Here is an 11,878-nt window from a genome sequence, read left to right as displayed (position 1 = left end):
GAACCCGTGCTTCCAGCGCGACGGCGCACAATCGGACATGCGCGGCCAAAGCCCGACCAAAGGGCGATCGAAAGCCCTCGAACCGAAGGGTTCGAGGGCCTTTCCGTGCCTGTTTCAGAGGCGCAAAGGGCGCAAAGGTCGACAGACTACTGCTTCAGGTTCTCTTGTTCCATTTCGGCCTCGACCTCCTCCGGCTCCCGGCCGGGGGTCGGGATATCGAACTTGGTGATCGCGAAGCGGAAGATCACGTAGTAGAGCGCCGCGAAGACCAGGCCGATCGGAATGATCAGCCAGGGCCTGGTCGCCAGGCTCCAGTTGATCACGTAGTCGATCAGGCCAGCCGAGAAGCTGAAGCCGTCATGCACCCCAAGCGCCCAGGTCACCGCCATCGAGACACCGGTCAGCAGCGCGTGCACCACATACAGCGCGGGCGCGATGAACAGGAACGAGTACTCGATCGGCTCGGTGATGCCGGTGACGAACGAGGTCAGCGCGACCGAGAGCATCATGCCGCCGACCTCCTTGCGGCGGTGCGGCTTGGCACAGTGGGTGATCGCCAGCGCCGCCGCGGGCAGCGCGAACATCATGATCGGGAAGAAGCCCGAGGTGAACAGCCCCGCGTCCGGGTCGCCCGCCAGGAACATGCTGATGTCACCGTGGACCGTGGTCCCGTCCGGCTTGGTGTAGCTGCCGAACTGGAACCACAGCGGCACGTTCAGGAACTGGTGCAGACCGATCACCAGCAGCGCCCGGTTCGCGACACCGAAGATGCCCGCACCCCACGCGCCAAGCCCCACCATCCAGTCGCTGAAGTCCTCCAGGCCACCGCCGATGGGCGGCCAGATCCACAGGCACAGCGCGGCGAAGCCGATCCCCACGAAGGACATGATGATCGGGACGAGACGGCGGCCGTTGAAGAATCCCAGCCAGTCGACCAGCTTGACGCGGTGGTACCGCTGCCAGAACCAGGCGGCGAGCAGCCCCATGACGATGCCGCCGAATACCCCCGGATTCTGGTACGTGAACGCGGTCACCGCGCCGTCCGCCGCCTGGCACCCGGTGGCCAGCGTCGCCGCCCCCTCCGGACAGGCCTCCGGGAACTGCCGCAGGACGTTGAAGTAGACGAGGAAGCCCGCGGTCGCGGCCAGCGCCGTCGACCCGTCGGCCTTCTTCGCCATCCCGATCGCGACACCGATACAGAACAGCAGCGGCAGCCCGACGTTGGCGTCCAGCAGCGCGCCACCGGCGCCCGCCATCACCTTGGCCACGTCGGTCCAGCCCAGACCGTCATCGCCGAACACATCAGGCTGGCCCAGCCGGTTGAGGATGCCAGCCGCGGGAAGGACAGCGATGGGCAGCTGGAGGCTGCGGCCCATCTTCTGCAGCCCCTGGAACAGCCCGCTCCACCATTTCCTCGGTGGCTGCGCCGCCTTCGCACTGCTGGAACTCATCAACGTCCTCCCGGGGCGGGCCAGGTGTGGCAGGCGTTGCATACTGGTGTAGACCAGTTGCGATACGGTGCGGGAGCCCGGCCCCGGACCGAGGCGGGATTCCGTGATCGCTATCTTTCGGTACCGGCCGGGTGCACGCCCGCGAAGTTGCGCCAACCGTGGGCTAACGTGACAAATCGGACGCGATGGTGGGCCGAACAGTGCTCGTGGAACCGCGGAATCACAGGGAGAAGAACATGGCCAGCAAGGCTGAGAAGATCGTCGCCGGGCTCGGCGGTATCGAGAACATCGAAGAGGTCGAGGGCTGCATCACCCGCCTGCGCACCGAGGTCGCGGACGCCGACCTCGTCGACGAAGCCGCGCTCAAGGCCGCCGGAGCCCACGGAGTCGTCAAGATGGGCACCGCCATCCAGGTCGTCATCGGCACCGACGCCGACCCGATCGCCGGTGAGATCGAAGACATGATGTAGCGGACCCGGACCCGGACCCGGACCCGGCCCCGAGCCTGTCTGGACAACGACGGGCCCGGCACCGCTGTTCAGCACAGCGGAGCCGGGCCCCTCGTATGGGCGATAGGCTCGACGCCATGTCTCGCATCGACGGCCGTACACCCGAACAGCTCCGCCCCGTCCGCCTCGAACGCGGATGGAGCAAGCACGCCGAAGGCTCCGTACTCGTCTCCTTCGGCGACACCAAGGTCTTCTGCACCGCCTCCGTCACCGAAGGCGTACCGCGCTGGCGCAAAGGCAGCGGCGAAGGCTGGGTCACCGCCGAGTACTCCATGCTGCCCCGCTCCACCAACACCCGCGGCGACCGCGAGTCCGTACGCGGCAAGATCGGCGGCCGTACGCACGAGATCTCCCGCCTCATCGGGCGTTCGCTGCGCGCCGTCATCGACTACAAGGCACTCGGCGAGAACACCATCGTCCTGGACTGCGACGTCCTCCAGGCCGACGGCGGCACCCGCACCGCCGCCATCACCGGCGCCTACGTCGCCCTCGCCGACGCCGTCACCTGGGCCCAGCGCAAGAAGATCATCAAGCACAACCGCCAGCCGCTGACCGGCACCGTCTCCGCCGTCAGCGTCGGCATCTTCGACGGCGTACCGCTGCTCGACCTCTGCTACGAGGAAGACGTACGCGCCGACACCGACATGAACGTCGTCTGCACCGGCGACGGCCGCTTCGTCGAAGTCCAGGGCACCGCCGAGGCCGAGCCCTTCGCCCGCGCCGAACTCAACTCGCTCCTGGACCTCGCCGTCGCCGGCTGCGACGAGCTCGCCGCACTCCAGCGCCAGGCACTCGAAACCCCCCTGGCCTGACGCCTGCCAGGCTCCGCCTCGCCCCAGCTTGTCGGAGCTCGCCCTGCCTCGCCCCCTATCGCGCTCCGAGGCAACCAACAGCCCCCGTCAGGCGTTCTAGTTCGTACGGGCGTACGCCGAGAACCGTACGCCCGTACAGAACAGGGGAGGGACCACCCATGGCCTCGCGCCGCAGTCACCGTCACAGCAGCCGCCGACACACCGCCATAGCCGCCGCCATCGCCGCGCTCAGCGCGACCCTGGCCGTCGGCTGCTCCACTGTCGACAAAGCGATCGACTGCGCGCGCACCGCCGACGTGATCGCCGACAGCGCGGCGACCCTCCAACAATCCGTCGAAGACGCCGCCCAGGGCCGTACCCCCGACGCCGACAGCTCCCTCGACGATATCGACAAGAACATCACCGAGATCAGCGAGAAGACCGACGACGTCGACGTCAGCAAGGCCCTCGACTCACTCGGCAAGGCCGTGGGCAACGTCCGCACCGCCATCCGCGAAGGCGACACGGACCCCGACATCAGCCCCGTCACTGACGCCACCGGCGAACTGACCAAGGCCTGCAAGCCCTGACGCCACGCCCCCGTACGCGCCCCCGATACTGGGGTGATGACCCGCCTCATCCTCGCCACCCGCAACGCCCACAAGGTCACCGAACTCCGCGCCATCCTCGCCGCCGCCGGACTCGACCACGACCTCGTGGGCGCCGACGCCTACCCCGACATCCCCGACGTCAAGGAAACCGGCGTCACCTTCGCCGAGAACGCCCTCCTCAAGGCCCACACCCTCGCCCAGGCCACCGGCCACCCCGCCATCGCCGACGACTCCGGCCTCTGCGTCGACGTCCTGGGCGGCGCCCCCGGCATCTTCTCCGCCCGCTGGGCGGGCACCCACGGCGACGACCGCGCCAACCTCGACCTCCTCCTGGCCCAACTCGCCGACATCGACGACCCCCACCGAGGCGCCCACTTCACCTGCGCGGCGGCCCTGGCCCTCCCCGACGGCACGGAACGCGTCGTCGAAGGCCGCCTGAGGGGCGTCCTACGCCACGCCCCCTCCGGCACCGGCGGCTTCGGCTACGACCCGATCCTCCAGCCGGAGGGGGAGACCCGCACCTGCGCGGAGATGACCCCCGAGGAGAAGAACGCGATCAGCCACCGGGGGGAGGCGTTCCGGGCGCTGGTGCCGGTGGTGGGGGAGTTGCTGGGCTGAGCTGCTCATGCCGAAGGGCACGGCCCCTGTTGAGGCCGTGCCCTTGAGGTGGGCCCGGTGGGACTCGAACCCACGACATACCGGATCTAAACCGGCATCCTCTTGCCAGCTGGGATACGGGCCCGCAGCGCCGTCTACTGTATCGCGCCCGGCATCGGGTCTGTGTGACGAGATCGCTTACCGAAGGTGCTCGTCTGGCTGTGGCAGGACGGGCACAGGTAGCGCAGGTTCTCGCGGCGGTTGTCCAACCGGTCACCGTTGATGTGGTCGATCTCCAGGACGAGGCGCTTGCCTTGCCACACGTCACCAACACCGCATTCGGTGCAGATGTGCGGGACGTGGAGATCGTCGAGCGCGCGGCGCAGGGTGAAGGTCTTGGCGCGGGGAGCGCCAGACTCCAGCCGCACGAGTATCTCGGACGCAGGCTTACGGTATCGGGAGCGGATGCCACGTCCGTGGCCTTGGCCGGTGAAGTGCCCGGTGGGGATGACGTGGGTCTGCAAGCTGCGCTTGATACGTGCGCGGTTCGTGGAGTTGTCAGTGAAGCCAAGGAGCCTCAGAACCCCGGCCAGGCTGACCGATGCGCTGACGGCTGCGGCCAATTCAGCTCTCGGAACGGCTCTCGGGACTTGGGTGTTTCCGCTGGTGAAGTGCGAAGTGTCGATGCCGAACTTGTCTAGTCGCTTCCGGATGTGCCAGTAGGGGCCCTCACGCGGATCAAGGCCTATATACTCCATCAGCTCTCGGATGCTGTGGGAATGGGCCGCAGCGTCTTCAAGGAGTTCCTTCGAGTACACGCGGCGCTCTCGCTGTGGCAGCGGCTCGTCCTGGAAATGCGAGGTGTCGATCCCGTAGTGCTTGATCCGCCTGGCCAGATAGTGGCGAGGGTGACTGCTCAGAGGCAGTTCCAGCCTACGCATGAGGTCCACCATACTTACGGAGATAGCCGCGGTCCGAGCGATTAGGTCACGGGTAAACCTCTGGCCGCTCACGCCGCAGGCCTCCGCTTCCGGCCACGGTAAGTGTCTGTCGCCGCGTGGCAGTTAGGGCACACAAGGCGGAGGTTCTCTGACCTGTTGTCCCACCAATTACTGTTGATGTGGTCGACTTCGAGGCGCAGCGGCTTTCCGTTCCAGATGGTGCCGGTTCCACAGATCGCGCAGGTTTCCGAGACTCCGATTCGGAGGAGCTCGCGCCGCAGGCGGTAGCCCGGAACTCTGCCATCGTTCGGTGTGCGCAACACGAGCGGGGTACCGGGCGGGCCCTTCGGGCGGCTGCGGCGCGTGGGAAGAAAGTGTGACGTGTCGATGCCCAGGGCAGCGATGCGTCGGCTGATGTGTGTGTGGTTGCCGCCCACCGGGCTGATCCCCAGGCGTCGTACCACGTCCTTGATGCTGGTCGAGAGGGCGACCGCCTCGCGGAGCTTGGCTTCCGTGTGGCGGGCCCAGCGTGCAGGGGCGGGGAAGTGCGACGTGTCCAGCGCTGCCTCCGCCATCTTGCGGCGGAGGTAGCGCCTGCTACCTGGCGTCGGAGTGCCGCCGCACCACCGGACCGCCTCGTCCCAGCTGTTCGTCTCGCGGGCTGCTTCTTCCAGCAGCTCGCGCGTGTACCTGGCTGCCGCCATCGTTGCCTCCGTTCCGGCCATCCGTTCGTGGCCTCGCACGGAGTAACGAACCGATTGTCGGACCGTCACGTCCGAAATGCGGAACGGCCTGCGTCACTTGTGTGGCGCAGGCCGTTCCGCATTTCGGCAAGGAGTGGAGCTCAGTCCAGTTCCTTGCCGTCGTTGTTCCGCGTCTCGAGTTTCGCCTGGCGGCGTTCCTCCTTGAGGCGTTGGCGCTCGGCCCTGGCCGCCTTGCGGGTGACGCCGACGCCGCCCCAGAAGGCGAAGCCCGTGATCACCACGCGGGGGGCGCCCGGCTCGCCGGGGACGCCGTCCTCGCGGGAGTCGAAGCCGCCCATCAGGCCGAAGCCGCGGACGCGGACTTCCACGCCCGGGGGGACGACGACGTGGACGCCGCCCATGATGGCGACGCAGTTGAGGACCGTCTCGCGCTCGGCGAAGTTCGCCTCACGGAGGTCGATCTCGCCGCCGCCCCAGAAGGTGAAGGCCGTGAAGCGGCGGGGGACGGTCCAGACGCCCTTGCGCTGGAAGCCCGCCATGAGGGCGAACCCGCCCTTGGACGTGGGTTCGCCGCCGAAGCGTTCCGCCCAACTGCCGGACACGGCGGGGAGGGTGGCGGTGGAGCCGGGGGTGTGGGGGGTCGTGGGGAGGTCGCGGGTGAGGGGCTCCAGTTCGCCGTACGTGCGGGCCTTGTACGCCGCGTCGAGGCGCTGCTCGAACTCCTCCATATCGAGGCGTCCTTCGGCGACGGCGTCCCGCAGACGCTCGGCGACACGTTCGCGGTCGGTGTCCGAGGCTCGGAGCTCGGGCAGGTCGTCATCCGTCATGTGAGTCACCCTAGCGTGGCTCTGTCCGCGTACATCTTCGCGATGACGGCCTCGATGTCCGGCTCCCGTACGGAGAGGTCCACCAGCGGGTACGCCGAGGCCACAGCCGTCACGAGCGGGGCCGCTGACGCGGACGCGGGGAACGCGAGCCACTGCCGGGGGCCCTCGGTCCGCACCACCCGCGCGCCGTCCACCGCGATGGGTGGCAGCTCCTCCTCCAGGTCGACGACGAGGGTGCGTTCGCTCTCGCCGATCTCGTGCAGACCGGCCAGTTCGCCGTCGTACATGAGGCGCCCGTGGTCGATGACCATGACGCGTTTGCACAGGTGCTCGATGTCCTGGAGGTCGTGGGTGGTGAGCAGCACCGTGGTGCCCGCCTCAGCGTTCAGGTCGCGCAGGAATCCGCGGACCTTCGCCTTGCTGACCACGTCCAGGCCGATCGTCGGCTCGTCGAGGTAGAGGACGGCGGGGTCGTGGAGGAGGGCGGCCGCGATGTCGCCGCGCATGCGTTGGCCGAGTGACAGTTGCCGTACGGGGACGGGCAACAGGGCGGAGAGGTCCAGGAGTTCGACGCAGCGGTCGAGGTTCGCGCGGAAGCGGGCGTCCGGGATGCGGTACATGCGGCGCATCAGCTGGTACGAGTCGATGAGCGGCAGGTCCCACCACAGGGTGGTGCGCTGTCCGAAGACGACGCCGATGTGCTGGGCGAGGCGGGTACGTTCGCGGGAGGGGTCGATGCCCGCGACGCGGAGGGTGCCGTGGCTGGGGCTGAGGATGCCGGTCAGCATTTTGATGGTGGTGGACTTGCCCGCGCCGTTCGGGCCGATGTAGCCGACCATCTCGCCGCGCGGGACGGTGAAGGTGATGCCGTCGACGGCGCGGACCTGGTGGCGTTCGCGCCGCAGCAGCCGTCCGGTCTTGCGCCGGACGTCGAAGACCTTCTGGACGTCGGTGAGTTCGATGAAGGGGGTTCCGATGGCGGTTTCGATAGGGGTTTCGATGGCGGATCAACTCCCGGTGCTGCGGTAGGAACGGAGCCCCGCCCGCCAGGCGAGACCAGCGAGCGCACAGCACCCGACGGCCACCAGCGGCGGCAGAAAGGCGAGCCATTGAGGCAGTCCGATCGGGTTCTCGCGGTCCAGTACGTACAGGGCGGGCACCCAGTTGACGAAGGCCAGCGGCAGGACGAAGGTGACGCCGCGCACCAGGTCCTTGGCGAAGATCGACGGAGGGTACTGGAGGAGCGTGTTACCGCCGTACGTGAAGGCGTTCTGCACTTCGGAGGCGTCCTGCGCCACGAACTGGAAGGCCGCCCCGGCCACGAACACCGCCGCGAAGATCGCCGCGCCGCTGAGCAGCATCATCGGCACCATCAGGACCTTGACCGGGGTCCAGTGGACCTCGATGACGAACAGGGCGTAGACGAGGACGAACAGGCCCTGGGCGAGTCGGCCGATCCGGCGCAGCGCGAAGCGGTCGGCGGCGACCTGGACGAGTACGGGGACCGGCCGCACCAGGAGGGTGTCCAGGGTGCCGTCCCGTACGCGGTGGCCGAGCCGGCTCACGGAGCCCATCAGGAGCTCGGTGAGGCCGAAGGCGGTGCCCGTCGTGCCGTACAGGAAGGCGATCTCGCCGAGCGAGTAGCCGCCGAGCGCGTCGACGTGCGAGAACATCAGCAGGATGGCGATGAAGTCGAAGGCCGTGGCGGTGAAGGACCCGAAGACGGTCATCGCGAAGGACGCGCGGTAGGTGAGGGTGGAGCGTACCCACATGGCGACGATGAACCCGTAGGCGCGTAGTCCGTCACCCACCCTGCACCACGACCCTCCTGGTCGCCACCATCTGGAGCAGCCGTCCGACCGCGAGCAGGGCCAGCGCCCAGCCGCCCTGGAACGCGTAGGCCCGCACCAGACCCCAGCCGGTGTGCGTGCCGAGATAGATGTCGGCGGGGATCTGGAGTAGCGCTGACCAGGGCAGGGCGCGGGCGATCTCGCCGAGGAGGCCGGGGAAGACGTTCAGCGGCAGCAGCATGCCGGTGAAGAACATGCCCGAGAGGGAGGCGACTTGCGCGGCGCCCGCGCCGTCCATCAGCCAGAACGCGGACAGTGCCACCAGGTAGCGCACCGCGAAGCTGACGACGAACCCCAGGAATACGGCGAGCAGGAACGCCAGCCAGGTGAGCGGCGATCCGGGGAGGGCGATGTCGAAGGCGAGCGCGCCCAGCGCCATCGGGATGACGCCGCGTCCGATCAGCTGGAACAGGGCCCGGCCGACGTCCCCCGCCAGCCACCACAGCTGGAGGTCGACGGGGCGGTAGAGGTCGATGGCGATGTCGCCGGTACGGATACGGGCGATCAGTTCGTCCTCGAAGCCGCCGCCGAACAGCGCGGACGCGGCGAACAACGCCTGGCCGATCCACACGTAGGCGAGTGCCTGTGGCTGGTCGTAGCCGCCGAGCCGCGGCCGTGCGTCCCACAGGGCCGAATAGGTGTAGGCCATGACGAAGCCGAAGACGGTGTTGGTGAAGACGCCCGCGGCGGTGGCCATCCGGTAGGTGGCGTAGCGCCGGAAGCCGCCGGCCGCGACGGCCGCGTACAGCCGCACCATGGCCGCGCCTCCTTCCCACCCACCGCCCAAGGCGCCCACCGCCAAAGGCCACGACCCTAGTGGGCCGGGCGGGGATGGCGCTAAGGGTTTTCACTCGTTTGGCGGGGCGCGATGCGACGAGGGCGTGCGCCACGCCCGGTGGTTGGAACGCGCGTTGCGGGTCGGACGTTGTCCAATAGGCACATAACAGCGCGATGGGCTCTGTACACCGCGAATCGGGAGTTCGTCAGACATGAGCGACGAGGCGCAGCAGCCGGGGCCTGGGCACCAGGGGTGGGCGCCCAGGGAGCCCGACGACGCCCCGGCTCCTGACGTGCGGCCGGTCGGGGCGGACGGGGCGGTCGGGGCGGACGGGTCCGGCGGGGCAGGCGGCCAGACGGCGGCCGGTCAGGCCAAGAGCGCCAAGAGGCCCAAGAGCTCCAAGAGCCCCAAGCGGCCCCGGCGCCCCAAGCGCACCGGCTGGCGGCGGTTGATCCCCACCTGGCGGATGGTCCTCGGCACGTTCCTGCTGTTCGTCGCGCTGGTCAGCGGCGGCCTGGTGGCCGGATACCTGCTGGTGGACATCCCGCCCGCGAACCCCACGGCTACCGCGCAGAGCAATGTCTACCTGTACGGCGACGGCTCGCAGCTCGTCCGCGACGGCGAGGTCAACCGCGAGAACATCCCGCTCAGCAAGGTCCCCAAGACCGTGCAGCAGGCGGTGCTCGCCGCCGAGGACCGGGACTTCTACTCCGAGCCTGCCGTCGACCCCAAGGCGATGATCCGCGCCGCCTGGAACACGGTCACGGGCAAGGGGAAGCAGTCGGGTTCCACGATCACCCAGCAGTTCGTGAAGAACTACTACCTGGACCAGGAGCAGAGCCTGACCCGTAAGGCGAAGGAGTTCTTCATCGCCATCAAGCTGGACCGGCAGGTCAGTAAGAGCGACATCCTTTCGGGTTATCTGAACACCAGCTACTTCGGCCGCAACTCGTACGGCGTCCAGGCCGCGGCCCAGGCGTACTTCGGGAAGGACGCCGAGGACCTGTCGACCGCGGAAGGCGCCTATCTGGCGACGCTGCTGAACTCCCCGAACGCGTACGACGTCGGCGCCCACCCGGAGAACCGGGGCCGGGCGGTGGCCCGCTGGGACTACGTACTGGACGGGATGGTCAAGGAGGACTGGCTCAGCGAGTCCGACCGCGCGGCGATGACGTTCCCGAAGCTCACCGAGGCCAAGGCGCCGTCGGGGATGTCGGGGCAGCGCGGCTATCTGGTGAGGGCGGTCGAGGACTACCTGATCACCCACAAGGTGATCGACGAGGACACCCTGAAAAAAGGCGGCTACCGCATCACCACGACCATCGACAAGAAGCTCCAGGACGACTTCGTCGAGGCCGTCGACGAGCAGCTGATGTCGAAGGTCGACAAGGACGCGCGCGAGATCGACCGGAACGTCCGCGCGGGCGGCGTCGCCATCCACCCGGCCACCGGCAAGGTCGTCGCGATGTACGGCGGCATCGACTACACCCAGCAGTACGTCAACAACGCCACCCGCCGCGACTACCAGGTCGGCTCCATCTTCAAGCCGCTGGTCTTCGCCTCGGCCGTGCAGAACGGCTCCACCACCCAGGACGGCCGCCCGATCACTCCGAACACGATCTACGACGGCTCCAACAAGCGCCCCGTAGAGGGCTGGGACAGCGACAGCATCTACGCCCCGGAGAACGAGGACGACGGCGACTACGGCGACATCACCGTACGCACCGCCACGGACAGGTCCGTCAACTCGGTGTACGCGCAGATGGCCGTCGACGTGGGCTCCGAGCAGGTCAAGCAGACCGCGGTGGACATGGGCGTCCCGGAGAACACCCCGGACCTGACCGCGTCGCCGTCGATCGCGCTGGGAACGGCCACCGCCAGTGTCCTGGACATGGCATCGGCGTACGCGACGCTCGCCAACCACGGTGAGCGCGGCACGTACGCCCTGATCGAGAAGATCACCAAGGACGGCCGGGCCCTCGAACTGCCCGCCAAGGACACCCGGCAGGTCATCCCCCGGGAGGCCGCCGACACCACCACCTCCGTGCTGCGCAGTGTCGTCGAGGGCGGTACGGGCACGGCGGCACAGGCCGCGGGCCGCCCGGCTGCGGGCAAGACCGGCACCGCGGAGGAGGACAAGGCGGCCTGGTTCGCCGGGTACACGCCCGAGCTGGCGACGGTGGTCGCGGTGATGGGCCAGGACCCGGACACGGCCGCGCAGACTCCGCTGTACGGGGCGCTCGGCGAGGCGCGGATCAACGGCGGGGGCTATCCGGCGCGGATCTGGGCGCAGTTCACGGCGGCGGCGCTGGACGGCACTCCGGCCCAGGCGTTCGACCTGGAGCTGGAGCCGGGCGCGGACGATCCGCCGCCCGCCGACGTACCGGAGCCGCAGCCGGAGCCCGAGCCGCAGCCGGACGGCCAGATGCCCGGGGAGGCGCAGGGCCAGACCCAGGGGCAGCTGGAGGGACAGACGGAGGGGCAGACACAGGGGCAGACGCGGGGGCAGGGCCAGAACGAGGGCCAGGATCAAGGCCAGACCCAGGGCAGCACCCAGGGAACTCAGGGCGGCCAGGATCAGGGCCAGACCCAAGGCCAGACCCAAGGCCAGACCCAAGGCCAGACCCAAGGCCAGACGGTTGGCGGTACGGCCGACGGCGGTGCGGCTGATGGTGGTGCGGCCGATGGTGGCGGTGGGACCGCGGAGGGTGGTGCGGCCGACGGCGGCACCACCGAAGGCGGCGGCACCACGGGCATCACCGGCGGGCTGTTCGACGACACCAACGGCGGCGACGAAGCCAGCACGCGGTAGCCGGACG

At 68.8% G+C, this 11,878-nt stretch carries 12 protein-coding genes and 1 tRNA gene; 5 read left to right on the top strand and 8 right to left on the bottom strand.

All coding sequences use genetic code 11. The features are described from left to right. Window positions 1-146 precede the first annotated feature (146 nt). Window positions 147-1,451 (bottom strand): PTS transporter subunit EIIC, encoded by a 1,305-nt coding sequence (locus GCN81_RS24710; RefSeq protein WP_156726662.1) that lies wholly within the window; start codon window positions 1,449-1,451, stop codon window positions 147-149. A gap of 236 nt (window positions 1,452-1,687) precedes the next feature. Between GCN81_RS24710 and GCN81_RS24705 the strand changes: the two genes are divergently transcribed. From GCN81_RS24705 to rdgB, 4 genes are all read left to right on the top strand, one after another. Further along, entirely contained in the window at window positions 1,688-1,921 is a 234-nt protein-coding gene (locus GCN81_RS24705) for a glucose PTS transporter subunit EIIB (RefSeq protein ID WP_156726661.1), read from the top strand. Window positions 1,922-2,037: 116 nt separating this feature from the next. Beyond that, complete coding sequence (gene rph, locus GCN81_RS24700) at window positions 2,038-2,772, top strand: ribonuclease PH (RefSeq protein WP_156726660.1); 735 nt, start codon at window positions 2,038-2,040, stop codon at window positions 2,770-2,772. Window positions 2,773-2,930: 158 nt separating this feature from the next. Further along, window positions 2,931-3,341, top strand: coding sequence for a hypothetical protein (locus tag GCN81_RS24695; protein WP_156726659.1), 411 nt, complete (start codon window positions 2,931-2,933; stop codon window positions 3,339-3,341). 36 nt (window positions 3,342-3,377) lie between these two features. Further along, window positions 3,378-3,980: an RdgB/HAM1 family non-canonical purine NTP pyrophosphatase gene (rdgB, locus tag GCN81_RS24690; RefSeq protein ID WP_156726658.1), complete on the top strand. Its 603-nt coding sequence runs from the start codon at window positions 3,378-3,380 to the stop codon at window positions 3,978-3,980. 49 nt (window positions 3,981-4,029) lie between these two features. On the opposite strand, the gene GCN81_RS24685 is transcribed toward rdgB, so the two are convergent. The 7 genes from GCN81_RS24685 to GCN81_RS24655 all read right to left on the bottom strand — a co-directional run bounded on the left by GCN81_RS24685 (window position 4,030) and on the right by GCN81_RS24655 (window position 9,035). Then, window positions 4,030-4,104: transfer RNA gene (locus GCN81_RS24685), tRNA-Leu, on the bottom strand. A 10-nt stretch (window positions 4,105-4,114) separates the two neighbouring features. After that, window positions 4,115-4,900 carry an HNH endonuclease signature motif containing protein gene (locus GCN81_RS24680; RefSeq protein ID WP_231626942.1) on the bottom strand — a complete coding sequence of 262 codons (786 nt, stop codon included), beginning with the start codon at window positions 4,898-4,900 and terminating at the stop codon, window positions 4,115-4,117. Between the two features lie 68 nt (window positions 4,901-4,968). Further along, window positions 4,969-5,604 carry an HNH endonuclease signature motif containing protein gene (locus tag GCN81_RS24675; RefSeq protein ID WP_156726656.1) on the bottom strand — a complete coding sequence of 212 codons (636 nt, stop codon included), beginning with the start codon at window positions 5,602-5,604 and terminating at the stop codon, window positions 4,969-4,971. 140 nt (window positions 5,605-5,744) lie between these two features. Beyond that, window positions 5,745-6,431: a DUF1707 SHOCT-like domain-containing protein gene (locus GCN81_RS24670; RefSeq protein WP_156726655.1), complete on the bottom strand. Its 687-nt coding sequence runs from the start codon at window positions 6,429-6,431 to the stop codon at window positions 5,745-5,747. A gap of 5 nt (window positions 6,432-6,436) precedes the next feature. After that, window positions 6,437-7,432: an ABC transporter ATP-binding protein gene (locus GCN81_RS24665; RefSeq protein WP_407698019.1), complete on the bottom strand. Its 996-nt coding sequence runs from the start codon at window positions 7,430-7,432 to the stop codon at window positions 6,437-6,439. A 6-nt stretch (window positions 7,433-7,438) separates the two neighbouring features. Next, window positions 7,439-8,242 carry an ABC transporter permease gene (locus GCN81_RS24660; RefSeq protein ID WP_231626941.1) on the bottom strand — a complete coding sequence of 268 codons (804 nt, stop codon included), beginning with the start codon at window positions 8,240-8,242 and terminating at the stop codon, window positions 7,439-7,441. After that, window positions 8,235-9,035: an ABC transporter permease gene (locus GCN81_RS24655; protein ID WP_156726743.1), complete on the bottom strand. Its 801-nt coding sequence runs from the start codon at window positions 9,033-9,035 to the stop codon at window positions 8,235-8,237. Before GCN81_RS24655 ends, GCN81_RS24660 begins: the two co-directional genes overlap by 8 nt. A gap of 235 nt (window positions 9,036-9,270) precedes the next feature. On the opposite strand from GCN81_RS24655, the gene GCN81_RS24650 reads away from it, so the two are divergent. Then, window positions 9,271-11,871 carry a transglycosylase domain-containing protein gene (locus tag GCN81_RS24650; protein ID WP_156726653.1) on the top strand — a complete coding sequence of 867 codons (2,601 nt, stop codon included), beginning with the start codon at window positions 9,271-9,273 and terminating at the stop codon, window positions 11,869-11,871. Window positions 11,872-11,878: the final 7 nt, after the last annotated feature.

The organism is Streptomyces apocyni (assembly GCF_009739465.1).
Classification (GTDB): Bacteria; Actinomycetota; Actinomycetes; order Streptomycetales; family Streptomycetaceae; genus Streptomyces; species Streptomyces apocyni.
Note: the sequence above shows the minus strand (reverse complement) of the source record. Positions and strands in the feature narration are given on the sequence as shown.

What these genes read in the sequence shown, in the direction of transcription:
- GCN81_RS24710 (WP_156726662.1), bottom strand. Translation starts at nt 1,451, where the DNA reads ATGAGTTCCAGCAGTGCGAAGGCGGCGCAGCCACCGAGGAAATGGTGG.
- GCN81_RS24680 (WP_231626942.1), bottom strand. Translation starts at nt 4,900, where the DNA reads ATGCGTAGGCTGGAACTGCCTCTGAGCAGTCACCCTCGCCACTATCTG.
- GCN81_RS24650 (WP_156726653.1), top strand. Translation starts at nt 9,271, where the DNA reads ATGAGCGACGAGGCGCAGCAGCCGGGGCCTGGGCACCAGGGGTGGGCG.
- GCN81_RS24670 (WP_156726655.1), bottom strand. Translation starts at nt 6,431, where the DNA reads ATGACGGATGACGACCTGCCCGAGCTCCGAGCCTCGGACACCGACCGC.
- rdgB (WP_156726658.1), top strand. Translation starts at nt 3,378, where the DNA reads ATGACCCGCCTCATCCTCGCCACCCGCAACGCCCACAAGGTCACCGAA.
- GCN81_RS24705 (WP_156726661.1), top strand. Translation starts at nt 1,688, where the DNA reads ATGGCCAGCAAGGCTGAGAAGATCGTCGCCGGGCTCGGCGGTATCGAG.
- GCN81_RS24675 (WP_156726656.1), bottom strand. Translation starts at nt 5,604, where the DNA reads ATGGCGGCAGCCAGGTACACGCGCGAGCTGCTGGAAGAAGCAGCCCGC.
- rph (WP_156726660.1), top strand. Translation starts at nt 2,038, where the DNA reads ATGTCTCGCATCGACGGCCGTACACCCGAACAGCTCCGCCCCGTCCGC.
- GCN81_RS24695 (WP_156726659.1), top strand. Translation starts at nt 2,931, where the DNA reads ATGGCCTCGCGCCGCAGTCACCGTCACAGCAGCCGCCGACACACCGCC.